Origin of the sequence: Mycolicibacterium septicum DSM 44393 (assembly GCF_000455325.1) — a bacterium.
In the GTDB taxonomy this organism is placed as follows: Bacteria; Actinomycetota; Actinomycetes; order Mycobacteriales; family Mycobacteriaceae; genus Mycobacterium; species Mycobacterium septicum.
This window is the reverse complement of sequence record NZ_HG322952.1, coordinates 1,241,886-1,266,886: the sequence shown is the minus strand read 5'-3', so window position 1 is coordinate 1,266,886 and position 25,001 is coordinate 1,241,886. Positions and strand designations below refer to the sequence as shown.

The following is a 25,001-nucleotide window of genomic DNA, read 5'->3' as shown; positions in this document are numbered from 1 at the left end:
GGCGTTATGTCTTCAATGCGGCCAATGCCTCGTCGAGTGTCGCAAACAGATCAACGACCTCGGCGATCCCGACCAGTTTGAGCGGTCGACTGGTGGCCGGCCCGTCGGCGACAACCGCGAACCGCGCGGTGTCTCCGAGTTGTTCCCGTGCCGCCACCAAGACGCCCATCCCGGCCGAGGCCAGGAACTCCACGGCGCTCATATCGACAACGATGGCCGGGGCTGAGCTCTTTACGGCGGAGTTGATCGCCTCTTCGAGCTGGGGCGCGGTGAGCATGTCGACCGTTCCGGCCACTGTCACCACACTGACCTGACCGACACGGCTCTCTTTTACTGAGCAGCCTGCCGGGTCCGGTTGGCTGGTCATCCGGTTACCTCCGACGTGATTCGTGCGCCTATGGAGACGGTATCCAAGGACGCGTCGACAAATACTAACGTTGGTAGCCCCATCAGCAGGTTGCAGCCCACCCGGCAGGCCGCCGATTCGCCTTGTCAGCCAGAGCCTCGTAGAACAGGTTGAGATAGCGGGCGGTGCGCGCGGAGCCTTCGACGCCCGGCCCCATCTTGTTCATCACGTAGGCGAACGTGGCGCGGTGATCGGGGTTGCAGGTCTCCCAGGAACCGCCCCAGCCGCCCCAGAAGCAGATCTTGCCGTCGGGCACATAGGACACGGTCTGCGTCTGCGGCAGACCGAATCCCAGTCCCCAGCGCAGCGGGTGCCCGAGCAGCACCACATCGGGGCCGTCCAGCTGAAGCTCGAAGATCGACTCGACGGTCTCCGGCCGCAGCAGCTGCACCCCGTCCACCGTGCCGCCCAACGAGATTGCCGAGAGGATCCGGGCCAGCGATCGCGCGTTGCCGTGTCCGTTGGCCGCACCGATGTCGGCGGCGCGCCAGGCGGGGCTGTTCGCGATGGCCGGTGACGGCGTCCCCGTGAACGTCTTGAGCGCGATCTCGGACAGTTGGTCCAACGGCAGATCGAGCGGTTCGTCGGACGGGATGATCTCGGCGATGCGGTGCGCGTCCCCGGGGCCGGCCCCGATCTGGAAGTCGGCGCCCAGCGGCCCCGATATCTCTTCGCGGACGAATTCTTTGAGCGACTTGCCGGTGACCCGGCGCACCACCTCGCCGATGAGGTGCCCGTGGGTCAGGGCGTGATACCCCGACGCGGTACCCGGCTCCCACCACGGTGCCTGGGCGGCCAGCGCGGCGGTGGACTTCTCCCAGTCGTAGCTTTCCTCGATGGTGAACGGCTGGTCCCATCCCGACAAGCCGGAGCTGTGCGTCAACAGATGACGGAACTCGATGTCCTGCTTGCCGTTTGCCGCGAACTCGGGCCAGTGATCGGCGACCCGGGCGTCGGCGGTGATCAGTCCGCGGTCGATCAGCATGAGCCCGGCCAGTGCCGTAACGGTCTTGGTGGACGAGAAGACGTTGACGATGGTGTCGGCGTCCCATGTTCGGGTACGCGCGGCGTCGGCGTGCCCGCCCCACATGTCGGCGACGAGTACACCGTCGATGTCGATCGCGATGGCGGCACCGGTTTCCTCTCCGGCGGCGATCGCGTCTGCCAGGGCGTCGCGTATTGCGTGAAAGCGGTCGTCACAGTGGCCGTGCACGAGGTCATCCATCGGCACATCATGGACGCACCGATACCCGTCACGGGCGTGATTGAGGCAGGTGAATCTGCCACCACCCGCGCGCCCGGGGCATAGCCTTCCCATATAGACCGAAGTCAGCGAGGGGAGATACTCATGCCGCGTCGTGATCGCCCGCGTCGAGACCGGGACGTCGATGTTTTCTATCCGCCACAGCCCGCGGTGAGGCCGCAGTCCAAGGTCGCCTGCGGGTGTAGTTGCGGGTCGTGCAGTTCCGGCGTGCACTGCCACAACATGGGGACCGGCTGCAACGTGCGGTAAGGCCGCGCTTCACCGAACGGGCGTGACCAGCTGACCGGATTGCAGAAACCGGTTCAGGTTGGCCAGGACCAGCGCCTCCATGGCTGCCCGTGTTTCCACGGTGCCGCTGCCGACATGGGGCAGCAGCACCACGTTGTCCAGTTTCGTCAACGCGGCGGGGACGTTCGGTTCGTCGGCGAACACGTCCAGCCCAGCGCCGGCCAGCCGGCCGTGGGTCAGGGCCTCGACCAGGGCGTCCTGGTCGACGACGGTGCCGCGAGAGATGTTGACCAGATAGCCGTCGGACCCCAGTGCATCGAGCACCGCCCGGTCGACGAGGTGGCGGGTGCCCGCGCCGCCTGCCGCGGCGACCATCAGCACCTCGACCTGGCGGGCCAGCTCGACCGGCGAGTCGACGTAGCGGTACGGGCTGTCGGGGACCTGCCTGCGGCTGTGGTAGCTGATCGAGCAGCCGAAACCCGTCAGCCGGGTGGCGATCGCGCCACCGATCCGGCCCAGCCCCAGGATGCCGACGTTGGATCCCGAAACCTGTTGTGTCAGTGGATAGTTCCCGTCCACCGGCCAGCGGCCGGCCCGCACGTAGCGGTCGGCGGCCGAGAACCGGCGCATGGTGTCGATGAGCAGGCCCACCGCGGTGTCGGCCACGCAGTCGTCGAGCACGTCGGGGGTGTTGCTGACACCGATACCGCGGGCCGCGGCCGCGTCCACGTCGATGTTGTCGTACCCGACGCCGAAGTTCACCACCACTTTCAGATTCGGCAGTGCCGCCATCAGATCCGGGTCGACGCGGGTGACGCCCGAGACCACCACCGCCGTGATCTCGGCCGCGTGTTCGGCCAGAAACGCACCGCGCTCGTCGCCGTTGGGCAGGACGTAGGCCTGGTAGTCGGTGCGCAGGGTTACCGCCAGTGACGGCTTCAGTGGGCCGATCTGCAGGACGCGATGTGTGGAAATGGGCATGGCTGTCCTCGGTCGGTGCCCGGTAGGCAATGAAATCGGTTCTGCTGCATCACGATACGGCACCGTGTGTAACACGCTGCGACGTCGCCTCGATAGGTCACAGGGGGAGCGAGAGATTCGGGAGGGGAAGCCAATGTCGGCCGGCATCGCGGTACCGCTCGGAATGTCCGTCCTCGCGGCAGTCGTATGCGCGTCTCCCGCGTCGGCCGCGGGCTACGCCCACTTCGACGACACCCAGGTCACGGTGTTTCCGGGCTGCTCGGGATCCACCAGTGCCGAGGCCATGGTCGCGCCGCTGCAGCAGGGCAACCGGGTGGAGAACGGGGTGGCGGTCGCGGTCCACTTCTCGTCGGACAACCGCACCGCGGCCTGCGCACTCGATGTCGAGACCACGTGGCGCAACCGCGACACCGGGGCATCGGGCAGGCAGTCCATCACGGTCGCCTCGACGGCCGACCCGGCCTCGGGCGGGCACTACGGCTCCGCGGGCTACAGCCGCGGCACTCTGTGGACCGGGCCGGGACGTGTGGTGGTCACGGTCAGCACACATCCGGGTTCCGCACGCGAAATCACCGTGTAGCGACGGACTACCAGTTGTAGTAGCCGCCCTCGGGGCCGAGCATGCGCTCCAGCCGGGCCCGGTTGATGCGGGCCAGCTCGTTGCGGACGACCTTGCGTTCCGTCTCGCGGTCGTTGTGCAGCCGGTCGACGATCCCGGCCATGGCCCGGTGCGCGCAGCAATCCTCGACGAACATCACGAAGCCGAAACCGAACCGCTCGGCGTAGTGCAGGACCTCGTTGTTGAGCTGCGTCATCACCGCGGGATCGTCGTCCCACACCGAGCACTGTTCGCACACCGATTTCGGGCTGCGCGGTCGCCTGCCGATGTGCGGATAGGCCTGCAGCACGCGGTCGATGGAATCCTCACCGAGGCTGAACAGCAGGGCGTCGGCCTGCCGGAACAGCGAGTCGTGGTCGGCGAACGGGCGGCCACCGGCGAGATCGGTGGCCAGCACCACGCTGTAGCAGCACTCGTACACAGCGTGCACCGCACGCCGCAGGGGCAGTGCGTTGTACGCCTCAAGTCCCACGCCCTGATGCATCAACACCTGGTCAAGCATGAAAGGCGCAGAGCACAGGGGCGTTACCCCGTGTTACAGGGAGGCTAACTCTCCGCCAGATCTAGTGCCCGGAGGTCTTGAACCGCTCGACCGAACGCTGCAGTTCGGCCTCGGCCTCTTCGCGGCCCACCCAGTCGGCGGTCTTCACGAATTTGCCCGGCTCCAGGTCCTTGTAGTGCACGAAGAAGTGCTTGATCGCGTCCAGTTCGAACTGCGACACGTCGCCGAGGTCCTGGATGTGGTCCCAGCGCGGATCCCCGGCGGGCACACACAGCAACTTGTCGTCGCCGCCGGCCTCGTCGGTCATCTTGAACATCGCGACCGGGCGGGCCTCGACGGTGCAGCCGGGGAAGACCGACTCCGGCAGCAGGACCAGCGCGTCCAGCGGATCGCCGTCCTCGCCGAGGGTGTCCTCGAAGAACCCGTAGTCGGCCGGGTAGCCGAATGCGGTGTAGAGGTAGCGGTCGAGCTTGACCCGGCCAGTCTCGTGGTCAACCTCGTACTTGTTGCGCGAACCCTTCGGGATCTCGATGACGACGTCGAACTTCACCGTCGCGGCTCCTTCGCATCTGCGGTCAGGCTTGGGTCGTCGGGCGACGACGCGGGTCAACCCTAATCGAGCGATAGTCTGGCCTAAACGGGTGGCTCGTCCCCACCACCGGCAGAGCAGGAGAAATATGCGGCCCACACGGTGGCGGCAGTCCACCCATGTGGCGGTTGGCGTCGTGGTCCTGGTGCTGGTCGCCGCCGTCGTCGCGGTTGCTGCCGTGCTCACCGGGCACCGGTGGAGTGACGCCGAGGCGGTGACGCCGGCACCCGCTGCCGCGACCGCCAGCCCGGGGATCGTCCCGGTGGACATGTCGGCGCCCACCCCACCGTGAGCGGCCTGGCCGCCGCGCTGGCACCGGCTCTGGCGAATCCCGATCTCGGTGAGGTGACCGGCCGGATCACCGACGCCGAGACGGGCGCCGAACTGTGGGAACAAAATTCCGGGGTGCCGATGCAGCCGGCCTCGGTCAACAAGGTGCTGACGACGGCGGCCGCACTGCTGACCCTGGACCGCAATGCCCGGCTGGCCACCACGGTCCTGGCCGTCGACTCCCAGCCGGGGCTGGTGGTGCTCAAGGGCGGCGGGGACACCACGCTCTCGGCGGCGCCCGAGGACACCGACACCTGGTACAAGGGCGCGGCCCGCATCAGTGACCTGGCCGAGCAGGTGCGCAACAGCGGCATCACGGTCACCGCGGTCCGGGTGGACACCAGCGAGTACAGCGGCCCGACGATGGCGCCGGGCTGGGATCCCGCCGACATCGAGGGCGGTGACATCGCGCCGATGGAATCGGTGATGCTCGACGGCGGGCGCATCCAGCCGGTGACGGTCGAATCCAGGCGGTCGACCACCCCGGCCCTCGACGCGGGCCGGGCCCTGGCCGCCGCGCTCAAGGTGGACCCCGCGACGGTGACGGTGCTGTCCGGTGCGGTCCCGGGTAAGCAGATCGCCGCGGTGCAGTCCGCTCCGCTGATCGAGCGCCTGCGCCAGATGATGAACGAATCCGACAACGTGATGGCCGAGTCGATCGCCCGTGAAGTGGCCGCCCAACTACACCGGCCGCAGAGCTTCGACGGGGGTGTCGACGCGGTGCTGAGCCAACTGGAGGGCATCGGCATCGACATGTCGGCCGCCAAGCTGGTCGATTCCAGCGGGCTGTCGACCGAAGACCGGCTGACCGCCCGGATTCTCGACGAGGTGGTCAACATCGCGGCAGGCAACACCGAACCTGCCGTGCGGCCGTTGGTCGACCTGCTGCCCATCGCGGGCGGCAGCGGCACGCTGTCCAACCGCTACCTCGACACCGACGCCGGGCGCGACGCCGCGGGCTGGCTGCGAGCCAAGACCGGGTCGCTGACGGGCACCAATGCGCTGGCCGGCATCGTCACCGACGACAACGGGCGCGTGCTGACGTTCGCGCTGATCTCCAACAACGCCGGGCCCACCGGGCGCACCGCGATCGACGAGTTGGCCGCGGTGCTGCGGTCGTGTGGATGTGGCACATGAGCGACCGGGTCACCATGACCGCGGGCCGCGCGGTCGATTGGGATTTCGCCGCGACGGTGGGGGCGAAGCTGGCCCGGCCGGCTCCGGCCTCCAGTGACTACACCCGCAACCAGGTGATCGAGCAGCTCTCGGAGAGTTCGAAGGCCGCCGAGCTGCCGGTGCGCGAGGTGACGGGTCTGATCGAGGGCGCGGAGGTGCCGGAGGCCCGCGTGGTGGACCGTCCCGACTGGATCCGCGCGGCCACCCGTTCGATGCGGGTGATGACCACCGGTGGCCAACCCGGTGACGAAAGTGACGAGCACAAGCCGGGATTCATCACCGGCCGGGTGACCGGGGCGCAGACGGGCGCGGTGCTGGCGTTCATCTCCTCGGGCATCCTCGGTCAGTACGATCCGTTCGGTCCCGACGGTGGCGAGCTGTTGCTGGTGTATCCGAACGTCATCGCGGTGGAACGTCAATTGCGGGTCAGCCCAGCTGATTTCCGGCTCTGGGTATGCCTGCACGAGGTGACCCACCGGGTGCAGTTCCGGGCCAATCCCTGGCTGGCCGACCACATGTCACAGGCCCTGGCGGTGCTGACCCAGGATGCCGGCGAGGACGTCGCCGAGGTGGTGGGCCGGCTCGCGCAGTTCGTCCGCGATCAACGCAACGGGGCGGCCCCGGACCCGAATTCGAGCGGTGTCCTCGGCCTGATGCGCGCCGTGCAGGCAGAACCGCAGCGCCGCGCGCTCGATCAGCTGTTGGTGCTGGGCACCTTGCTGGAGGGGCATGCCGATCACGTGATGGATGCCGTCGGCCCGGCGGTGGTGCCCACCGTCTCGACCATCCGGCGTCGCTTCGACGAGCGCAGGCAGCGCAAGCAGCCTCCGCTGCAGCGCGTGGTCCGCGCGCTGCTCGGCTTCGACGCCAAGATCAGCCAGTACACCCGGGGCAAGGCATTCGTCGACCACGTGGTGGGGGAGGTCGGGATGGCCCGCTTCAACACGATCTGGTCCAGCTCCGACACCCTGCCGCTGCCCGATGAGATCGACGAACCGCAACGATGGATCGAACGGGTGCTGTAGCCGCGCTGCGGCAAGCCGTGGCGGCCGCCGGTCAGAGCATCGACGGGTCGGCCTGGTGCGTGGCACTGTCCGGCGGCCCGGATTCCCTGGCCCTGGCCGCGGTCGCGGCCGACCTGCGGCCCACCACCGCGCTGATCGTCGACCACCGACTACAGGCCGGATCGGACACCGTCGCCGAAACCGCCCAACGGCAAGCGCTGGCCCTGGGGTGCGTTGCAGCACAAGTCCTTTCAGTTGATGTCGGCCGAACCGGTGGGCCCGAGGCCGCGGCCCGGCAAGCGCGTTACGCGGCACTCGATGCGGCCCGTGACGGCGCTCCGGTCCTGCTCGGCCACACCCTCGACGACCAGGCCGAGACGGTGCTGCTGGGGCTGGGCCGCGGATCGGGTGTCCGATCGATCGCCGGGATGCGCGCGCACGACCCGCCGTGGCACCGGCCGCTGCTGGGGGTCCGGCGCACTCTGACGGATGCGGTCTGCGACGAACTCGGCCTCAGCCCGTGGCAGGACCCGCACAATGCCGACCGCCGGTTCACCCGGGTCCGGCTGCGGCACGAGGTGCTGCCGCTGCTGGAGGACGTGCTCGGCGGAGGCGTGGCCGAGGCGCTGGCCCGCACCGCCACCGCGCTGCGCGAGGACACCGAGACGCTCGACGCGCTGGCCGGCGAGGCGCTGGCGGGGGCGCGTACCGAGGCCGGACTGGACACGGCCCGGTTGGCACCGTTGCCCGACGCGCTGCGGCGCCGGGTGATCCGGGCCTGGTTGCTGGACGGTGGCGCGTGTGATCTGACCGACATCCAGATCCGCGGGGTCGACCGGCTGGTGACGGCCTGGCGCGGACAGGGCGGCGTGGCAGTCGGTTCCGGGCTGCGCAAACAGCGGTTGTTCGCGGCGCGGCGCAACGGCGTGCTGACGATGCACACCGAACCGGTCTAGCGATCCGCGTTGGAAAGCGGCCCCCTCCCATGGCACGCTGTTGCAGTGGCTGTCGACTCTGCCGAGCTGTATGCGGGAGACATCAAATCGGTGCTGTTGTCCGAGGAGCAGATCCGGACCCGCACCGTCGAACTCGCCGAGATGATCGCCGAGCAGTACCGAGACGATCTGGGCAACGACGACCTGCTGTTGGTCACCGTGCTCAAGGGCGCGGTCATGTTCGTCACCGATCTGGCCCGGACCATCCCGCTGCCCACGCAGCTGGAGTTCATGGCGGTCAGCTCGTACGGCTCGTCCACCTCGTCCTCTGGGGTGGTGCGCATCCTCAAAGACCTCGACCGCGACATCAATGACCGCGACGTGCTCATCGTCGAGGACATCATCGACTCGGGGCTGACCCTGTCCTGGTTGCTGCGCAACCTGGCCACCCGGCACCCGCGATCGCTGCGGGTGTGCACGCTGCTGCGCAAACCCGAGGCCGTCAAGACCGAACTCGACGTCGCCTACGTGGGCTTCGACATCCCCAACGAGTTCGTCGTCGGGTACGGACTGGATTTCGCCGAGCGCTACCGCGACCTGCCCTACATCGGCACCCTCGAACCAAAGGTGTACGAAACGCCCTGAGCGGCGCAGAATCGCACGCATGGCTGACACCTGCACTGCCCTGCGGATCTGCCCCTTCTGCGAAGCCACCTGCGGCCTGACACTCACCATCTCCGACGGTCGGGTGACCGCCGCCCGCGGTGACCGGGACGACGTGTTCAGCGCGGGATTCATCTGCCCGAAGGGCGCCAGCTTCGGTGAACTCGACAACGATCCGGACCGGCTGACGCAACCACTGATCCGCCGGGACGGCGTGCTGACCGAGGGCACCTGGGACGAGGCCTACGCCGTCATCACCGAGCGACTCGGCGCGGTGATCGGCGAGCACGGCGGCGCCTCGGTCGGGGTGTATCTCGGCAACCCGAACGCGCACACCATCGCCGGCAGCCTGTATGCACCGCTGATCATCCGGGGCCTGGGCACCCGGCAGGTGTTCAGCGCCAGCACGCTCGACCAGATGCCCAAGCACGTCGCGCTGGGCCTGACGTTCGGCAGCCCGATCGCGTTCACCGTCCCCGACCTCGACCGCACCGACTATCTGGTGATCATCGGTGCGAATCCGCTGGTGTCCAACGGCAGCCTGGCCACCGCCGCCGATTTCCCCGGCAAGCTGCGCGCACTGCGCAAACGCGGTGGCCGGCTCACGGTCATCGACCCGGCCCGCACCCGCACCGCCGAGCTCGCCGACCGCCACCTCGCGCCCCGGCCCGGTACCGATGCGGCGCTCCTGTTCGCCATCGTGCACGTGCTGTTCGAGGAGGACCTCGTCGCACTCGGTGGGCTCGCCGACCACGTCACCGGCGTCGAACAGCTCCGCGCGCTTGCCGACGAGTTCTCCCCCGAGGCCGTGGCCCCGGCGTGCGGAGTGGGCGCCGACGAGATCAGAGAACTGGCCCGCGAGCTCGCGGCAGCGCCGACGGCGGCCGTCTACGGCCGGATGGGCACGTCCACGGTCGAGTTCGGCACCATCGGCAGCTGGCTCGTCGACGTCATCAACATCCTCACCGGCAACCTCGACCGGCCCGGCGGGGCGATGTTCGCGCTCGGCGCCGCCGCACCGGCACCACGCCCGCCGAAACCCGGTCGCGGCTTCAAGACCGGACGGTGGGCGAGCCGGGTCTCGGGCTACCCGGAGGTGCTCTCCGAGCTGCCGGCCGCCGCGCTCGCCGAGGAGATCGACACCGCCGGCGAGGGCCAGATCAAGGCGATGATCACGATCGCCGGAAACCCGGTGCTGTCCGCGCCGGACGGTGACCGGCTCGACCTGGCTCTGGACCGCGTCGACTTCATGCTGTCCATCGATCCCTACCTCAACGAGACCACCCGCCACGCCGACGTCATCCTGCCGCCGCCTCCGCCGGCCCGCAGCGCGCACTTCGACGTCGCACTCAACAACCTCGCGGTGCGCAACAACGTCCGGTACTCGTCGCCGGCACTGCCGACCGACGGTCGGCCCGACGAGCCCGAGATCCTGTCCCGGATCGCGCTGATCCTCTACGGCATCGGCGCCGACGGTGACCCCGCGCTCGTCGACGCGCAGGTGATCGCGACGACGCTGGCGAAAGAAGTCGCCGACGCCGACTCACCGGTGGCGGGCCGCGACGTCGAAGAGCTCACCTCGATGCTGTACGACGGCCCCGGCTACGAACGCCGGCTGGACATGATGCTGCGGCTCGGACCCTACGGCGACGCGTTCGGTACCAAGCCCGACGGGCTCACCATGGAGCAGCTGAAGGCCAACCCGCACGGGATCGACCTGGGGCCGCTGAAACCGCGGGTCCCCGAGGTCCTGCGAACCCCGAGCGGGCGAATCGAACTCGCGCCGGAGCCGATCGTCGCCGACGTGGCACGGCTGCGCGAGGCGCTCGGCCGCACGGCGGGCGGGTTCCTGTTGATCGGCAGGCGCCACCTGCGGTCGAACAACAGCTGGATGCACAACCTCCCGGCGCTGTCCGGCGGCTCCAACCGGTGCACGCTGCAGATCCACCCCGATGACGCGGCCGAGCTGGGACTCACCGACATCGCCGTGATCAAGGGCCCGGGCGGTGAGCTGCTCGCCCCGATCGAGGTGGACGACGGCATGCGGCGCGGCGTGGTCTCGCTGCCGCACGGTTGGGGTCATGACCGCGGCGGCACCGGTCAGGAGCTCGCGGCCGGCCGGCCCGGCGTGAACGTCAACCAGCTCAACGACGGCACCCATCTGGACCCGTTGTCGGGCACCGCGGTGCTCAACGGCATCCCCGTGGACATCGCGCCTGCGGGCTAGGTCAGAAACTCCTTGTTGACTTCGAGCTGACGCTGCACTTTTGCGGGTAGCAGTGTGCGTGGTTTCAAAGTCAACGGGACATCGCGCCTGCCGGCTAGGTCAGCTCCCAGATCACGGTCACCGAGAAGTTCACCGTCTGCTGACCGGGTTCCAGCGGAACCGCTTCCATCGCCGCGCGCGGCATCGGAGTGGGCGTGGGCGGGGTGGAGCCGCCGGACTGCTCGGATATCGAGATCACCTTGCCGAGGTGCATTCCGGACAGCCCGGCGTACTGGTCGGCGCGGTTCTTGGCGTCGTCGAATGCCCGGGCGCGGGCGTCGCGCACGAGATCCGAGTCGTCCTCGATCGAGTAGTTGACCGAGTTGATGCGGGTGGCGTCGCCTCCGGTGCTCGCGATCAGTGCCAGGGTCGCCGAGGCCTTGGCGGTGTCGCGGATCTTGACCTTGATCGCGTTGCTGGCCTGGTAACCCGAGATCTTGCTGTCGGTGAACTGCGGCTGCACGCTGACCTGCGTGGTGCTGATGTCCTTGCGGTCGATGCCCGATCCGACCAGCGCATCGATCACGGCCTGCTGGCGCTGGCTGGACTGGTTGAGCGCGCCCGACACGTCCGGCGCGGTGAAGTCCATCGCCACGTCGGCGGTCAGGGTGTCCGGAACGCCCTGCACCTGACCGGATCCGACGACGGTCACCTGCCTGGCGCCGTCCGGTGCGCCACCGGCGGGGCCTGAGGTCGCATCGCACGCGCTGGCGCTGACGGCGATCAATCCCGCCGCGGCAACGCCGAGGACCCGCAATTTCGCATTTCCGGCGATCGGCATGACCAAAACCCTACCGGGACGTCACGGCGTCACCAGGACTTTGCAGTGCCGGTCGGGGAAGGCGAGTTCACCGAACGCGGCGCCCACGCCGTCCAGACCCACGGTCCCGGTGATCATCGGTGCGACGTCGATGTCGCCCTCGGCGATGGCCCGCAGTGAGTCCGCGAACTCGGCGGGGTCGTAACCGAACACGAACTGGATGTTGATCTGTTTGGTGATCGCGTAGAACGGGTGCACGGTGTCGGGCTGCATGCAGACTCCGGCCACCACCAGCCGGACGCCGGCGGGTGCTCGGCGCAGCACGTCGTCGATGACGCCGGGGGCGCCGACCGCCTCGAACACCACCGCGGGCTTGCACTGATGGAACGGTGAATCCTCCGCCGGATCCAACGTCACGTGCGCGCCCATCGTGGCGGCGAGTTCACGGCGGGCGGGGGAGAAGTCCGACGCCGCAATGGTTTCCACGCCCCGAAGTCTCAGCGCGGCGATGATGGCGATGCCGACCGGGCCGCAGCCGACGACGAGCGCCGTCTCGCCGGGTTCGACGCGCGACGCGTTGACCGCATGCAGGCCGACGGCCATCGGCTCGGTGAGCGCGGCGTGCTCGGCGCTCAGACCGTTGGGTACCGGTAGCAGTAACGGTGCCGACAGCAGCATCTTCTCGGCATATCCGCCCAGGGTGGTGTTGCTGTACACGATCGGTGCGGCGCCGCCGGCCGAGATCAGCACGGGTACGGAGGTCACCAGGGTGCCCGCCGCGGGCGCCTCGGTGCCCGGGCCCGCGGCGAGGATCTCGGCGCTGAACTCGTGGCCCATGAAGACGTCACCGGCCAGGTCGATGTCGATGTCGGGCACGCCCTCCAGGTCGGCGCTCGCAGCCAGCATGTCGGCGCCGTGGGTGGCGAAATGCAGGTCGGAGCCACAGATTCCACAGGCCTTCACCTCGACGAGCACCTGGCCCGGGCCAGGCGTCGGTTCGGGCACATCGTCGCGGACGACCATCCGTCCGTCGCGCAGGACCGCGGCGCGCATCAACTCTTCTCCTCGGTGGCGTCCTCGGTGACGGCCTCGGTGATCGCGTTGACGATCGCCTGCCCGGCGCGCCCCAGCAGCTGATCCCGCATGCCCTTGGCCCAGTCGTGGGATGCCCGGGCGGCGGTGAGCTGGCCCTTGAAGTGCGGGATCACCTCACGCGCAAAGAGTTCGTAGGAATGGAAGGTGGCGGCCGGGGGCGCCCAGTCGTGGCCGAGGAGCAGGAAGGTGCCGAAGCCGCCCGAGCGGTCCAGCAGGTCCTGGATGTAGGTGATGGCGTCGGCGGTGGTGCCGATACAGCAATTGCCGCCTGCGGCATAGTTTTCCACGAACTCGTAGGCGGATGGGGCCGGTCCTGTGTCGTTGGAAAGCGGCACGAAGCCGGCCGCGCCGAAGTAGTTGGCGAAGTCCTGCAGGCCGTAGGTGCAGTCCTCGATGGCCTGCTCGCGGGTGTCGGCGAGGTGGATGATGCCCAGTACCCGCCAGTTTTTCCGGTCCGGTTCGGGCCGGCCGGATTTGGCGGCCTGATCGCGCACCGTCTCCCAGGTGGTCTCGATGGCGGCATAGCCACCGGGCACCGACATCGACAGGGACAGCAGGGACGTGCCCAATGCCCCGGCCAGCCGCGGCCCGGATGGGGAAACCATTGCCGCGGTGGAAATCTCGGGATAGGGCCAGGTGTAGGGGCGGATGTGCAGGGCGGCGTCGCGCAGCGTGAACCAGTCGGTCTTGCGGTCGATCCGCTCGTCGGGTGCGGCGCGGAACAGCGCCAGGATCGCCTCCAGCGACTCCTGCATCATCGGCCGTTGGTCCACCGGATCGATGCCCATCATGTAGGCGTCGGACGGCAGCGCGCCCGGCCCGGTGCCGAACATCACCCGGCCGCGGGTGAGGTGGTCGAGCAACACCCAGCGGTCGGCGACCATGAGGGGATGGTGGTACGGCAGCGACACCACACCGGTGCCCAGCCGGATGTGTCTGGTCCGTTCCGCCGCGGCGGCGATGAACACCTCGGGACACGCGATGAGTTCGTAACCGCCGGAATGGTGTTCGCCGAACCAGGCCTCGTCGTAGCCGAGCCGGTCCAGCGCCTCGACCCGGTCCATGTCGTATTGCAGTGCGGTGGTGGGGGATTGGCCCACGGGGTGGAAGGGGGTGATGAACACACCGAAATTCAAAGGGCTCATTTGAGGTCTCCCAGGAATTCCAGCAGCGCCGCGTTCACCTCGTCGGGCCGTTCCTGCTGCAACCAGTGTCCGGCGCCGTCGAGCAGCACCTCGCGGTAGTCGCCGGTGACCACGTCGCGCACCCGGTCGCGTGGGGTGAAGCCCAGCACGGGGTCGGCGGTGCCGGCCAGGAACAGGGTGGGCGCGGTGATGGTCGGCGCGGGAGTGCTCTCGGTCAGCTCCCAGTTCCGGTCGAAGTTGCGGTACCAGTTCAGCGGTCCGGTGAACCCGTTGGCCGTGTAGGCCTGCACGTAGTGCTCGAACTCGTCGGCGGTGATCCAGTCCGGCAGCGGCGGCAACGGGCGATCGACCAGGTTCTCGAGCGGCTCGGCGAGGCCCTCCATCGCGAGGGACCGGCGCAACGAGTGCCGCGGGTCGGCGCCCAGTGCGGCGTCGGCGACACCGGGTTCCTGGAAGTACAGGATGTAGAAGAAGTTGTCTCCGACGATCTTGCGCCAGATCTGCGTCGGGGGTGCGGGCGCTCTCGGTACCGGCGGCACGCTCATGGCCACCACGGCGCTGACCCGGTCCGGGAAGAACAACGGAAAATTGGTGGCCACCGGCGAGCCCCAGTCGTGGCCGATCAGCACGGCCTTCTCTGCGCCGACGTCGTCGAGCAGGCCGGCGATGTCCGCGGTCAGTTCGACGATGTTGTACGCCTCGATGTCCTCGGGCCGTGATGATCCGCCGTAGCCGCGCTGATCGGGAGCCAGAACGTGGTAGCCCGCGGCCGCGAGCACCGGGATCTGATGCCGCCACGAATACGCGAGTTCGGGGAATCCGTGGGTCAGCACCACCACCGGATTTCCGCGCTCACCCGCCTCGATCACCTTCAGTGTCACGCCATTTGTATCGACTAACCGTTCGGTCGGTGTGGTCACGGTCTCAGCCAAGCACAGGATCGGCGGCGCCGTAAGCCTGCCTATCAATAACTATCGAAAATAAAACGGGCGTTTCATGTACGATAGTTTTATGCTTCGCGTCTGCCTCCGGGTGATCGCCGTCTGCTGCCTCGTCGCCGCCACGCTCGGCGCCGTCGTCGTCCTTCGAAACGACTTCGCCATCACCGAAGAGAATGTGGAGATACCCGGCTCGGCGCAGCCACTCGAGGCGGTCCTCGCCCTGCCGGCCGGTGGGGAAAAGCCGTACGGGCTGGTGGTCTTCGTGCACGGCGACGGCCCGGCCGACGCGTCTCGCGATTCGTTCTATCGGCCGCTGTGGGAGTCGTTCGCCCGGGCCGGTTATGCCTCGGTCTCCTGGAACAAGCCCGGTGTGCAAGGGGCGCAGGGTAATTGGCTGCACCAGAGCATGCATGACCGCGCCGTCGAGACCGAGGCCGTGCTGACCTGGGCGCGCAGCCGCGGCGACATCGATCCGCGCCGCGTCGGGTTGTGGGGCATCAGCCAGGCCGGCTGGGTGCTGCCCGAGGTGGCCGTGCGCCACCCGGAGTTGCGGTTCATGATCCTGGTCGGACCGGCGATCAACTGGCTGCGCCAAGGCGAATACAACCTGCTGGCCGAACTGCGGGCGCGAGGAGCCGGTGACGCCGAGATCGCCGCCGCGCTGCGCCGCCGGGCCGAATCGGTGCGGCTGCTGCGCGCCGGTGCCGACTACGGCCGGTACGTCGCGAGCGGGATCGACGACCCGCCGATGTCCGCCGACCGGTGGCGGTTCGTGCGGACCAATTACACGTCCGACGTGACGCCACAGCTGGCCGGGATCAAGGTCCCGGTCCTGCTGATGCTGGGAGCCGAGGACCGGAACGTCGACGTGGCCGAAACCGAGCGGGTCTACCGCGCGCAGGTGCCGCCGAACCTGCTGACCGTTCAGACGTTCCCGGATGCCTCGCACAGCATCGCCAAGGCACCGCTCGACCACGACCAAGGCGTCCGGTCGTTCCTGGTGGCGGTTTTCGCGCCGCGCTCGCTGTATGCGCCCGGCTACCTCGACTCCCTCCGGCGGTTCGTCGAAACACAACCCGAAAGGACCACGCCATGAGAGTTCTCGCCCTGGGCGGCGCCGGAGCGATGGGCGCCGTCGCCGTTCGGACCGCTGCGTACCGCGGCGGCGTCGAGTGCATCGTCATCGCCGACCGTGATCTCGTGGCGGCCGAGCGCCTCGCCCGCGAGTTGGCCGATGCCGCCGTGCCGGTCAGCACTCGCCGGGTGGATGTCACCGACGGCGCCGGACTGCTCGACGCGCTCGGCGAGGCCGACCTGGTGCTCAACACCGTCGGCCCGTATTACCGATTCGGACTGACGGTGTTGCGGGCCGCGATCGATACGGGCACGCACTATGTCGACATCTGCGACGACTGGGAACCCACCGAGCAGATGCTTCGAACTGGACGCGCCGGCCCGGGCGCCGGGGGTGACCGCGGTCATCGGCATGGGTGCGAGCCCGGGGGTGAGCAATCTGCTCGCCGCGGCGGCGGCCTCTCCACTGGATTCGGTGCGCGATGTCTACACCGCATGGCCGGTCGACGTGACGGCCGGCGGGGAAGCGGCCGGCCGCGACCAACTGATCGGCCCGGACGGGTCACCGACGGCCGCCGCCGTGCACTGGATGCAGCAGAGCAGCGGCACCATCACCGGAGTGCGGGCCGGCTCGCTGACCGAACAACGGCCACTGCGGCCCGTGACGCTCGAGCTCCCCGGCGGCCGCCGCGGCACTGCTTACACCGTCGGGCACCCCGAACCGGTCACGCTGCAACGCACCCTCAAACCCACCGGAGAATCGGCCAACCTGATGGTCATCAGTCCGTCGGCGCTCGCCTATCTCGACGTGCTGCGCCGGGGCATCGACGGCGGCCGGCTCACCAACGAGACCGCGGCCCGCCGCATCGCCAAACCCGATCTCCCGGGCATCATCCGATCGTTGCCGCGCGCCCTGACCAACAAGGGCCCGGGCACCCTGCCACCCTTCTTCGCCGCGGCGTTCGGCGATCGCCGCGGTCGCGACACGGCCGTGCTGGCCCACCTCAACCCGGCCGCCGGCATCGATGCGTTGTTGACAGACATGGCCCGCGCCACCGGAATTCCGTTGGCGCTCGGCATGTCCCAGATCGCCGACGGCACCGCCCGTCGAGCCGGCGTGCACCCGCCCGACGCGGTGATCGACAGCGACCGGTTCTTCGCCGACCTTGATCGCGAACTCGGGCGTACCGGTTCACCCCCGCTGATCGTGGTGGACCATGAGTACCGATGAGCCCTGAGGTACGCACCGAGGCCGACCACGCTGTCCCGACCCGCATCCTGGTCGAGAGCATGCTGCGTGCGGACGCCACGGTCGACGCGGGCGAGCTCTACGACGTCGCCAACACCCTCGGGATGAGCGACCAGCAGGTGCGGTTGTGCATCAAACGTCTGGTGGCCGAAGGACAGTTCGTCCAGGATGGCCGCGGGCGCAAGGCGGTGTTGCGGGCGACGCCGGAGATGCGCAGCACCATCGAGCCGGATCTGGAGTTCGTCCGCTACATGTACGCCCAGGACCGTGGACAGGCTGACTGGGATGGCCGGTGGCATGTGGTGGCCTTTGCCATCGGCGAGTCCGCGCGATCGGCCCGCGACTCGATGCGCGACGCCGTCCTCCGGCTGGGCGGTGCCCCCGTCCAGGGCGGCCTGTACGTCTCACCCAACGAATGGGAGCCATACGTGCAGGCCGCGGCCGACCGGTTCGGCGTCGCCGATCGCGTCACCACCCTCACCACGACCGACCTCACGGTCGGCGGTGTCAGCGAGGCCCGGGCTCTCGCCGAAGCCCTGTGGCCGCTCGATCGCATCGCCGACGGTCATCGTCGCCTCCTGGCAACGGCGCGACGGGCGGCGCAGGAGCTGGCCGGGGCCGCCCGGGCGACCCGGCTCAGCATCGCTATCGAGCTGGCCGCGGAGTTCACCCGAGCCGTGGAGCCGGATCCGCTGCTGCCACCCCAACTGTTGCCGCAGCCGTGGATCGGTACCGCGGCCCGGGCCGCGGTCGTGGATTGCTGGTCGGACCTGCTGCAAGACGATCAGCCCGAGCCCTTGAAACTCTTCCGCTGGTACGGCGATGTCATCGCGGAAGTGGCAGGCATCGTCCGCGAGTAAGGGCACTTCAGGTGCCGGTGGTAGGGCTGGATACCGTCGGGAACTGCCGGACGTTGGTCTAGCGGTAGCCTTGAATGTCTCAACTGCGCACGTTGGAAGGACCGGGCCGAACTCGGCCGAGTGATCGATGAACCGCAAAAATGTGATCCGTACGCTGACCGTGATCGCGGTCGTGCTGTTGCTGGGCTGGTCGTTTTTCTATTTCAGCGACGACACGCGTGGCTACAAACCCGTCGACACCTCGGTGGCGGTGGCCCAGATCAGCGCTGACAACGTCAACAGCGCCCAGATCGACGACCGCGAACAGCAGCTGCGTCTCGATCTGAAGAGCGGCAAAGAAGAGACCGAGAACTCCGACAAGGTCATCACCAAATACCCGACCGGCTACGCCCTGAAGCTGGCCGATCAGCTGGCCACCAAGAACATCAAGTTCGGCACCACGGTCAACCAGGGCAGCTTCCTCGGCTCGATGCTGATCTACATGCTGCCGCTGCTGTTGCTGGTCGGCCTGTTCGTGATGTTCTCCCGCATGCAGGGCGGCGGCCGGATGGGCTTCGGCTTCGGCAAGTCCAAGGCCAAGCAACTCGGCAAGGACATGCCCAAGACCACCTTCGCCGACGTTGCCGGCGTCGACGAGGCGGTCGAGGAGCTCTACGAGATCAAGGACTTCCTGCAGAACCCCAGCCGCTATCAGGCGCTGGGCGCCAAGATCCCCAAGGGCGTTTTGCTCTACGGCCCGCCCGGCACCGGCAAGACCCTGCTGGCCCGCGCGGTCGCGGGTGAAGCCGGGGTTCCGTTCTTCACCATCTCCGGTTCGGACTTCGTCGAGATGTTCGTCGGCGTCGGCGCGTCCCGCGTGCGTGACATGTTCGAGCAGGCCAAGGCCAACAGCCCGTGCATCATCTTCGTCGACGAGATCGACGCCGTCGGCCGTCAGCGCGGCGCGGGCATGGGCGGCGGTCACGACGAACGTGAGCAGACCCTCAACCAGCTGCTGGTCGAGATGGACGGTTTCGGCGACCGCCAGGGCGTCATCCTGATCGCGGCCACCAACCGGCCCGACATCCTCGACCCGGCCCTGCTGCGGCCCGGCCGCTTCGACCGGCAGATCCCGGTGTCCAACCCCGACCTCGCCGGCCGTCGCGCGGTGCTCAAGGTGCACTCGGCGGGCAAGCCGATCGCCCCCGACGCCGACCTGGACGGGCTGGCCAAGCGCACCGTCGGCATGTCCGGCGCGGATCTGGCCAACGTCATCAACGAGGCCGCGCTGCTGACCGCCCGCGAGAACGGCACCGTCATCACCGGTGCGGCGCTGGAAGAGGCCGTCGACCGCGTCGTGGGTGGCCCGCGCCGCAAGGGCCGCATCATCAGCGAGCAGGAAAAGAAGATCACCGCCTACCACGAGGGCGGGCACACCCTGGCCGCGTGGGCGATGCCCGACATCGAGCCGATCTACAAGGTGACGATCCTGGCCCGCGGCCGCACCGGCGGCCACGCCGTCGCAGTCCCCGAGGACGACAAGGGCCTGATGACCCGCTCGGAGATGATCGCCCGGCTGGTGTTCGCCATGGGTGGCCGTGCTGCCGAGGAGCTGGTCTTCCGCGAGCCCACCACGGGTGCGGTGTCCGACATCGAGCAGGCCACCAAGATCGCCCGTGCGATGGTCACCGAGTACGGCATGAGCTCCAAGCTCGGCGCCGTGCGTTACGGCACCGAGCACGGCGATCCGTTCCTGGGCCGCACCATGGGTACCCAGGCCGACTTCGGCCACGAGGTGGCCCGCGACATCGACGACGAGGTGCGCAAGCTGATCGAGGCCGCGCACACCGAGGCGTGGGAGATCCTCAGCGAGTACCGCGACGTGCTCGACACCCTGGCCGGTGAGCTCCTGGAGAAGGAGACGCTGCACCGCGTCGAGCTGGAGGCGATCTTCGGTGACGTGAAGAAGCGTCCCCGGCTGACCATGTTCGACGACTTCGGTGGCCGGGTGCCGTCGGACAAGCCGCCGATCAAGACCCCGGGCGAGATCGCCATCGAGCGTGGCGAGCCGTGGCCGCCGCCGGTACCGGAGCCCGCGTTCAAGGCTGCCATCGCCGCCGCCAGCCGCGAGGCCGAGCGCGCGAACGAGACCAACGGGGCCGGGACCAACGGTGCGCCGCCGAACGGGTCGAACCAGAATGGCTCGACCCAGCCCGATTACGGTGCCCCGGCCGGCTGGCACGCCCCGGGCTGGCCGCCCGCGCCGTCGCAGCCCGGATACCAGCCGCCCCAGCAACAGCAGGGTTACTGGTACCCGCCGCCGCATCCGTCGGGATGGCAACAGCCCCAGCCGTACCCGTACCAGCCTTATCCTCATCCCGGTCAGCCGAATCCGAACGAGGAAGCGGGCCAGGACGGTGGACCTGAGCGGGCCGACCGGCCCAACCCGCCGGCCCACGGCTGATCCGAGAACGGAGGCTTCGATGTCGCAGTCGCTGCGCGAGCATCACAACAACACCGATACGGCCACGCGGGTGTTCGACCAACCCCGGGCCGAGGCGGCCGTTCGTGAATTGCTGATCGCCATCGGCGAGGACCCCGACCGTCAGGGTCTGCTGGACACCCCTGCTCGGGTGGCGCGTGCGTACAAGGAGCTGATGGCGGGTCTGTACACGGACCCGGACGCGGTGCTCAACACCACCTTCGACGAGGAGCACGACGAGCTCGTGCTGGTCAAGCAGATCCCGCTGTACTCCACCTGCGAGCACCATCTGGTGTCGTTCCACGGGGTGGCGCACGTCGGATACATCCCCGGCGTCGACGGCCGGGTGACCGGATTGTCGAAGATCGCCCGACTTGTCGACCTGTACTCGAAGCGGCCTCAGGTGCAGGAACGCCTGACCGCCCAGATCGCGGACGCGCTCATGCGGAAGCTCGATCCGCGCGGGGCCATCGTGGTGATCGAGGCCGAGCACCTCTGCATGGCGATGCGCGGTGTCCGTAAACCGGGCGCGGTCACCACCACCTCCGCGGTGCGGGGACAGTTCAAGACCGACAAGGCATCCCGGGCCGAGGCGCTGGAACTCATCCTCCGGAAGTGAACCCACCCGGCCCGATTGTCCCTCGCGGAACGCCCGTGCAGGTCATGGGCGTGGTGAACGTGACCGACGATTCGTTCTCCGACGGCGGCAGGTTCATCGACCGCGACCGCGCCGTCGAACACGGGCTGGCGCTTGCGGCCGCGGGGGCAGCGATCATCGATGTGGGTGGGGAATCGACCCGTCCCGGTGCGGTGCGGGTGGACCCTGCGGTGGAGGCGGCCCGCGTCGCTCCTGTGATCGAAGCGCTTGCCGCCCAAGGGATCACCGTCAGCATCGACACCATGCACGCCGACGTGGCGACGGTCGCGCTGGAAAGCGGCGCGCAGATCGTCAACGACGTGTCCGGCGGCCTGGCCGACCCGAACATGGCACCCCTGCTCGCCGAGGCGAAGGCGCCGTGGATCCTGATGCACTGGCGCTCGGTCGGCGCCGAGCAGCCGCATCACGCCCCGGGTTACGGCGACGTGGTGGCCGAGGTCCGGGCCGAACTGCTCGGTGCCGTCGACGCCGCGGTCGCCGCGGGCGTCGACCCGCAGCGGCTGATCATCGACCCGGGCCTGGGATTCGCCAAGACCGCCCAAGACAATTGGGCCTTGCTGCACGCGCTGCCCGAATTCATCGCCACCGGGATCCCGGTGTTGGTGGGTGCGTCACGCAAGCGTTTTCTGGGTTCCTTGCTGGCCGGCGCGGACGGGACACCCCGGCCACCGGACGGCCGGGAGACGGCCACGGCCGCGATCTCGATGCTGGCCGCCCAGCACGGGGCCTGGGGTGTTCGGGTGCACGATGTGGTGGCCTCCGTCGACGCGCTCGCGGTGCTGGAAGCCTGGGAATCTGGAGGTCGGGTTGGCTGATCGAATTGAGTTGCGCGGCTTGCGGGTTCGCGGCAATCACGGTGTCTTCGACTACGAGCGCCGCGATGGGCAGGAGTTCGTCGTCGACATCACGGCGTGGGTGGACCTGCGCCGGGCGGCGGCCACCGACGATCTGGCGGACACCCTGGATTACGGCGCGCTGGCCCAGCGGGCGGCGGACATCGTCGCGGGGCCGCCGCGCAACTTGATCGAGACGGTCTCGGCCGAGATCGCCGACGCCGTCATGGCCGACGAGCGTCTGCACGCGGTCGAGGTTGTGGTGCACAAGCCCAGCGCCCCGATTCCTCTGACGTTCGACGATGTCGCGGTGGTGGCCCGGCGGTCCCGCAGGGGCACGCTGTGACCACCACTGTCCTTTCGATCGGGTCGAACCTGGGCGACCGGTTGGCCCGGTTGCAGTCGGTGGTCGACGGACTGGGGACGGCGGTGCGCGCGGTGTCGCCGGTGTTCGAGACCGACGCCTGGGGCGGAGTCGAGCAGGGACCGTTCCTGAACGCGGTGTTGATCGCCGACGACCCGGACCTCGACTGCCATGGCTGGCTGCGGCGGGGGCAACAATTCGAGCAGGAGGCGGACCGGGTCCGGGAGCAGCGGTGGGGCCCGCGCACCCTCGACGTCGACCTGGTCACGTGCCACGAGGGTGACGTCGAGGTGCTTTCCCGCGACGACGACCTCACGTTGCCGCACCCGCTGGCCCACCTGCGCGCCTTCGTCCTGATCCCGTGGTTGGCAGTGGATCCGGATGCCACGCTGACGGTGGTCGGCCGAACACGGCGGGTGGCGCACCTGCTCGAGGAGATCGACCCGGCCGAACGGGCCGGGGTCAGGCGCACCGACCTGGCGCTGGACTTCGACACCGAACCCGTGGCGGACTGATGGGCCCGACCCGCAAGCGCGACCTGGCCGGCGCGGTCGTTGTCGTCGCCATCGTCGGCTACATCCTGATCGGGGTGCTCTACCGCTGGTTCCCGCCGCTGACGGTGTGGACCGGGCTCTCGCTGCTGGCCGTCGCGCTCGTCGAGGCGGGCTGGGCGTTCTACGTGCGGGCCAAGATCAACGACGGGCAGATCGGGGTCGGCGCAGGCCGGTTGCACCCGCTCACAGTGGCCCGGTCGGTCGTGATCGCCAAGGCCTCGGCCTGGGTCGGCGCCGTCGTCGCGGGCTGGTGGATCGGTGTGCTGGTGTACCTGCTGCCGCGGCGCGGCGAACTGCGGGTGGCCGGCGAGGACACCCCCGGCGCGGCGGTGGCCGCGGTCAGTGCCCTGGCGCTGGCCGTCGCGGCGGTGTGGCTGCAGCACTGCTGCAAGTCCCCCGAGGAACCGCCGGACAACGGGGACACTGCGCCCGAGTGACGGATTGTCTGAGGTAGTTGCCCGAATCGCCGTGGTGGTCGCCAGGCTGGATGACCGGTGACGGGTACAGTCGGCGCATGACCGTTCTGCCCCGCGGTGGTCGGCCACGGCGCGGCGGCCGAAGGCCAGGCTGGCTGCTCTTAACGGTATTGCTGGTACTCGCCATTCTGGCCAGTTCCGCATTGGTGTTCACCGATCGCGTCGAGTTGCTGAAGCTCGCCGTCATCCTGGCCCTGTGGGCTGCAGTGGTGGCGGCCTTCGTCTCCGTCATCTACCGACGCCAGAGTGACCTGGACCAGGCCAAGGCCCGGGATCTGAAGTTCGTCTACGACCTGCAGCTGGATCGGGAGATCTCGGCGCGGCGGGAGTACGAGCTGACCGTCGAGACCCAGCTGCGCCGGGAGCTGGCCTCCGAACTGCGCGCACAGGCGGCCGACGAGGTTGCCGCGCTGCGTTCCGAGCTGGCCGCATTGCGGGCGAACCTGGAGATCCTGTTCGACACGGACCTGGTGCACCGCCCGGCCATCGAGACCGACAAGAGCGCGGTGCGCACCGCAGGCCGGGTGACCGCCAGCCGCCTGGATGTGCCGCCCGTCGAGGTTACCGACATTCGGACGTCGCGTACCGAGGAAAGCCCGATCATCGACGTTCCGGCCGAGCCGCATCCGCCGGAGAACGACTGGGCGACCTCGGGTGGTGCGCATCGTCTGCCGTCGCGACCGATGCCTGCCGGTGAACAGCCCCGTCGCCGCCGGCGCCAGCAGGACGCCGCACGCCAGCCGGAGCCCCAGCGCCAGCCGGAACCCCCGCGTCAGCCGGAACCCCAGCCTCAGCCTCGACCGGAACCGCAGCCCGTGTCCCGGCCGGAGCCCCAGCCTGCGCCTCGGCCCGAGCCCCGACCGGAACCGCAACCCCAGCCGCAGCCCAGGCCCGAGCCGCAACCGGCCGCGCGCAGGCAGCCGGAGCCGCCGTCCACGTGGGCACCGCCGCCACCGCCGCCGGCCATGCCGCCGATGCAGCCGTCGCCGACGATCGAGGCCCCCGAACCGGAGCCGGTCAGTACACCTGCGCCTGCTGCCGAACCCGCGGCCACGGGCTGGCAACCGGCTCCCGCCGAGGGGCAGTGGATCCCCGCTGGCGCCCCCGGCAGCAACTGGGCCGCGCCGGTGGCCCAGAACGGAACCTCGGCCGAGTACGTCGGCAGGCGCCGTGCCCCTGATTCGACACCGGAGGAAACCTCGGCGCCGGCCCCCGAACCAGCTCCGGAACCGATCCCGGAACCAGCGCCGGAACCGATCCCGACACCGGCCCCCGCGATGTCGGCAGGCCAAGCTCCCGAGCCGCCGCCCCGTGGCCGGCACTCCGCCGCGGCCGAGACTTCGGATCCCGGCCGGCCAGAACCGGCCCAGCCGTCGCCGGCATTGGCCACCGAATCGTCGCAACCGCCCGAGCCGCCCCGGCGGGGATCACGGCACCGCAGCGAACCCGAACCCGAGCCGGCGAACGGGCACCATGCCGACGGGCAGTCGGTAAACGAGCTGCTGGCACGGTTTCAGTCCGCCCCTGCCGAAGGCGGGCGTCGCAGGCGCCGCGACGAGTGAGCTAGT

General features: G+C 69.1%; 23 protein-coding genes and 2 pseudogenes. 16 read left to right on the top strand and 9 right to left on the bottom strand.

Annotated elements, in window-relative coordinates; all coding sequences use genetic code 11:
• Positions 1–4: 4 nt before the first annotated feature.
• The 3 genes from TX88_RS25965 to TX88_RS25955 form a co-directional block, all read right to left on the bottom strand.
• Positions 5–367: an STAS domain-containing protein gene (locus TX88_RS25965; RefSeq protein WP_044520918.1), complete on the bottom strand. Its 363-nt coding sequence runs from the start codon at positions 365–367 to the stop codon at positions 5–7.
• Positions 368–449: 82 nt separating this feature from the next.
• Positions 450–1,631: an EstA family serine hydrolase gene (locus tag TX88_RS25960; RefSeq protein ID WP_044520916.1), complete on the bottom strand. Its 1,182-nt coding sequence runs from the start codon at positions 1,629–1,631 to the stop codon at positions 450–452.
• A 297-nt stretch (positions 1,632–1,928) separates the two neighbouring features.
• Positions 1,929–2,879: a 2-hydroxyacid dehydrogenase gene (locus TX88_RS25955; protein WP_044520914.1), complete on the bottom strand. Its 951-nt coding sequence runs from the start codon at positions 2,877–2,879 to the stop codon at positions 1,929–1,931.
• Between the two features lie 133 nt (positions 2,880–3,012).
• On the opposite strand from TX88_RS25955, the gene TX88_RS25950 reads away from it, so the two are divergent.
• Positions 3,013–3,459, top strand: coding sequence for a hypothetical protein (locus TX88_RS25950; RefSeq protein ID WP_044520913.1), 447 nt, complete (start codon positions 3,013–3,015; stop codon positions 3,457–3,459).
• A 7-nt stretch (positions 3,460–3,466) separates the two neighbouring features.
• On the opposite strand, the gene TX88_RS25945 is transcribed toward TX88_RS25950, so the two are convergent.
• Together TX88_RS25945 and TX88_RS25940 are read right to left on the bottom strand one after the other, a co-directional pair.
• The gene (locus TX88_RS25945) at positions 3,467–3,982 is read right to left on the bottom strand and encodes a 2-oxo-4-hydroxy-4-carboxy-5-ureidoimidazoline decarboxylase (protein WP_044522020.1); all 516 of its coding nucleotides are present in this window, start codon (positions 3,980–3,982) and stop codon (positions 3,467–3,469) included.
• A gap of 79 nt (positions 3,983–4,061) precedes the next feature.
• Positions 4,062–4,550, bottom strand: a complete 489-nt coding sequence (locus TX88_RS25940; protein ID WP_044520911.1) for an inorganic diphosphatase — start codon at positions 4,548–4,550, stop codon at positions 4,062–4,064.
• 127 nt (positions 4,551–4,677) lie between these two features.
• Between TX88_RS25940 and dacB the strand changes: the two are divergent.
• From dacB to TX88_RS25915, 5 genes and pseudogenes are all read left to right on the top strand, one after another.
• A pseudogene (gene dacB / locus TX88_RS25935) lies at positions 4,678–6,056 on the top strand (D-alanyl-D-alanine carboxypeptidase/D-alanyl-D-alanine endopeptidase).
• Positions 6,053–7,120, top strand: a complete 1,068-nt coding sequence (locus tag TX88_RS25930; protein ID WP_110918201.1) for an Rv3626c family coenzyme F420 biosynthesis-associated protein — start codon at positions 6,053–6,055, stop codon at positions 7,118–7,120. Before dacB ends, TX88_RS25930 begins: the two are co-directional and overlap by 4 nt.
• Positions 7,099–8,055, top strand: a complete 957-nt coding sequence (gene tilS / locus TX88_RS25925; protein WP_044520906.1) for a tRNA lysidine(34) synthetase TilS — start codon at positions 7,099–7,101, stop codon at positions 8,053–8,055. Before TX88_RS25930 ends, tilS begins: the two co-directional genes overlap by 22 nt.
• Positions 8,056–8,100: 45 nt before the next feature.
• Complete coding sequence (gene hpt, locus TX88_RS25920; protein WP_044520903.1) at positions 8,101–8,679, top strand: hypoxanthine phosphoribosyltransferase; 579 nt, start codon at positions 8,101–8,103, stop codon at positions 8,677–8,679.
• 19 nt (positions 8,680–8,698) lie between these two features.
• Positions 8,699–10,924: a molybdopterin oxidoreductase family protein gene (locus TX88_RS25915; protein WP_044520902.1), complete on the top strand. Its 2,226-nt coding sequence runs from the start codon at positions 8,699–8,701 to the stop codon at positions 10,922–10,924.
• Between the two features lie 94 nt (positions 10,925–11,018).
• On the opposite strand, the gene TX88_RS25910 is transcribed toward TX88_RS25915, so the two are convergent.
• Genes TX88_RS25910 through TX88_RS25895 form a run of 4 tightly spaced genes read right to left on the bottom strand, consistent with a single transcriptional unit; the run spans position 11,019 to position 14,883 of the window.
• Positions 11,019–11,744 carry an SIMPL domain-containing protein gene (locus tag TX88_RS25910; RefSeq protein WP_044520899.1) on the bottom strand — a complete coding sequence of 242 codons (726 nt, stop codon included), beginning with the start codon at positions 11,742–11,744 and terminating at the stop codon, positions 11,019–11,021.
• A 21-nt stretch (positions 11,745–11,765) separates the two neighbouring features.
• Entirely contained in the window at positions 11,766–12,776 is a 1,011-nt protein-coding gene (locus TX88_RS25905; RefSeq protein WP_044520896.1) for a zinc-binding dehydrogenase, read from the bottom strand.
• Complete coding sequence (locus TX88_RS25900) at positions 12,776–13,963, bottom strand: LLM class flavin-dependent oxidoreductase (RefSeq protein WP_044520892.1); 1,188 nt, start codon at positions 13,961–13,963, stop codon at positions 12,776–12,778. Before TX88_RS25900 ends, TX88_RS25905 begins: the two co-directional genes overlap by 1 nt.
• A complete protein-coding gene (locus TX88_RS25895; RefSeq protein WP_167333306.1) occupies positions 13,960–14,883 on the bottom strand; it encodes an alpha/beta fold hydrolase in 924 nt (307 codons plus the stop codon). The genes TX88_RS25900 and TX88_RS25895 overlap by 4 nt, the downstream gene beginning before the upstream one ends.
• 91 nt (positions 14,884–14,974) lie before the next feature.
• Here TX88_RS25895 and TX88_RS25890 point away from each other — a divergent pair, with 91 nt between their 5' ends.
• The 10 genes and pseudogenes from TX88_RS25890 (at position 14,975) to TX88_RS25845 (ending at position 24,995) form a co-directional block, all read left to right on the top strand.
• Positions 14,975–16,000: an alpha/beta hydrolase family protein gene (locus TX88_RS25890; RefSeq protein ID WP_409365894.1), complete on the top strand. Its 1,026-nt coding sequence runs from the start codon at positions 14,975–14,977 to the stop codon at positions 15,998–16,000.
• Positions 15,997–17,209, top strand: a pseudogene (locus tag TX88_RS25885) (saccharopine dehydrogenase family protein). The gene TX88_RS25890 and the pseudogene TX88_RS25885 overlap by 4 nt, the downstream one beginning before the upstream one ends.
• Entirely contained in the window at positions 17,206–18,087 is an 882-nt protein-coding gene (locus tag TX88_RS25880; RefSeq protein ID WP_044520887.1) for a DNA-binding transcriptional regulator, read from the top strand. The pseudogene TX88_RS25885 and the gene TX88_RS25880 overlap by 4 nt, the downstream one beginning before the upstream one ends.
• 127 nt (positions 18,088–18,214) lie before the next feature.
• A complete protein-coding gene (gene ftsH / locus TX88_RS25875) occupies positions 18,215–20,530 on the top strand; it encodes an ATP-dependent zinc metalloprotease FtsH (RefSeq protein ID WP_044520883.1) in 2,316 nt (771 codons plus the stop codon).
• A 19-nt stretch (positions 20,531–20,549) separates the two neighbouring features.
• The gene (folE, locus tag TX88_RS25870; RefSeq protein WP_044520882.1) at positions 20,550–21,167 is read left to right on the top strand and encodes a GTP cyclohydrolase I FolE; all 618 of its coding nucleotides are present in this window, start codon (positions 20,550–20,552) and stop codon (positions 21,165–21,167) included.
• A 44-nt stretch (positions 21,168–21,211) separates the two neighbouring features.
• Positions 21,212–22,021, top strand: a complete 810-nt coding sequence (gene folP, locus TX88_RS25865) for a dihydropteroate synthase (protein ID WP_110918200.1) — start codon at positions 21,212–21,214, stop codon at positions 22,019–22,021.
• The gene (folB, locus tag TX88_RS25860; RefSeq protein WP_044520880.1) at positions 22,014–22,385 is read left to right on the top strand and encodes a dihydroneopterin aldolase; all 372 of its coding nucleotides are present in this window, start codon (positions 22,014–22,016) and stop codon (positions 22,383–22,385) included. Before folP ends, folB begins: the two co-directional genes overlap by 8 nt.
• Entirely contained in the window at positions 22,382–22,918 is a 537-nt protein-coding gene (gene folK / locus TX88_RS25855; RefSeq protein WP_044520879.1) for a 2-amino-4-hydroxy-6-hydroxymethyldihydropteridine diphosphokinase, read from the top strand. Before folB ends, folK begins: the two co-directional genes overlap by 4 nt.
• The gene (locus tag TX88_RS25850) at positions 22,918–23,394 is read left to right on the top strand and encodes a DUF3180 domain-containing protein (RefSeq protein ID WP_044520878.1); all 477 of its coding nucleotides are present in this window, start codon (positions 22,918–22,920) and stop codon (positions 23,392–23,394) included. Before folK ends, TX88_RS25850 begins: the two co-directional genes overlap by 1 nt.
• 77 nt (positions 23,395–23,471) lie before the next feature.
• Entirely contained in the window at positions 23,472–24,995 is a 1,524-nt protein-coding gene (locus tag TX88_RS25845; protein ID WP_084622176.1) for a DUF6779 domain-containing protein, read from the top strand.
• Positions 24,996–25,001: the final 6 nt, after the last annotated feature.

Bases quoted from the DNA above. Each gene is read 5' to 3' on its own strand.
- TX88_RS25965 (WP_044520918.1), bottom strand. From the start codon at position 367: ATGACCAGCCAACCGGACCCGGCAGGCTGCTCAGTAAAAGAGAGCCGT.
- TX88_RS25960 (WP_044520916.1), bottom strand. From the start codon at position 1,631: ATGGATGACCTCGTGCACGGCCACTGTGACGACCGCTTTCACGCAATA.
- TX88_RS25955 (WP_044520914.1), bottom strand. From the start codon at position 2,879: ATGCCCATTTCCACACATCGCGTCCTGCAGATCGGCCCACTGAAGCCG.
- TX88_RS25950 (WP_044520913.1), top strand. From the start codon at position 3,013: ATGTCGGCCGGCATCGCGGTACCGCTCGGAATGTCCGTCCTCGCGGCA.
- TX88_RS25945 (WP_044522020.1), bottom strand. From the start codon at position 3,982: ATGCATCAGGGCGTGGGACTTGAGGCGTACAACGCACTGCCCCTGCGG.
- TX88_RS25930 (WP_110918201.1), top strand. From the start codon at position 6,053: ATGAGCGACCGGGTCACCATGACCGCGGGCCGCGCGGTCGATTGGGAT.
- tilS (WP_044520906.1), top strand. From the start codon at position 7,099: ATGGATCGAACGGGTGCTGTAGCCGCGCTGCGGCAAGCCGTGGCGGCC.
- TX88_RS25915 (WP_044520902.1), top strand. From the start codon at position 8,699: ATGGCTGACACCTGCACTGCCCTGCGGATCTGCCCCTTCTGCGAAGCC.
- TX88_RS25910 (WP_044520899.1), bottom strand. From the start codon at position 11,744: ATGCCGATCGCCGGAAATGCGAAATTGCGGGTCCTCGGCGTTGCCGCG.
- TX88_RS25905 (WP_044520896.1), bottom strand. From the start codon at position 12,776: ATGCGCGCCGCGGTCCTGCGCGACGGACGGATGGTCGTCCGCGACGAT.
- TX88_RS25900 (WP_044520892.1), bottom strand. From the start codon at position 13,963: ATGAGCCCTTTGAATTTCGGTGTGTTCATCACCCCCTTCCACCCCGTG.
- TX88_RS25890 (WP_409365894.1), top strand. From the start codon at position 14,975: ATGCTTCGCGTCTGCCTCCGGGTGATCGCCGTCTGCTGCCTCGTCGCC.
- TX88_RS25880 (WP_044520887.1), top strand. From the start codon at position 17,206: ATGAGCCCTGAGGTACGCACCGAGGCCGACCACGCTGTCCCGACCCGC.
- ftsH (WP_044520883.1), top strand. From the start codon at position 18,215: ATGAACCGCAAAAATGTGATCCGTACGCTGACCGTGATCGCGGTCGTG.
- folE (WP_044520882.1), top strand. From the start codon at position 20,550: ATGTCGCAGTCGCTGCGCGAGCATCACAACAACACCGATACGGCCACG.
- folP (WP_110918200.1), top strand. From the start codon at position 21,212: ATGGGCGTGGTGAACGTGACCGACGATTCGTTCTCCGACGGCGGCAGG.
- TX88_RS25850 (WP_044520878.1), top strand. From the start codon at position 22,918: ATGGGCCCGACCCGCAAGCGCGACCTGGCCGGCGCGGTCGTTGTCGTC.
- TX88_RS25845 (WP_084622176.1), top strand. From the start codon at position 23,472: ATGACCGTTCTGCCCCGCGGTGGTCGGCCACGGCGCGGCGGCCGAAGG.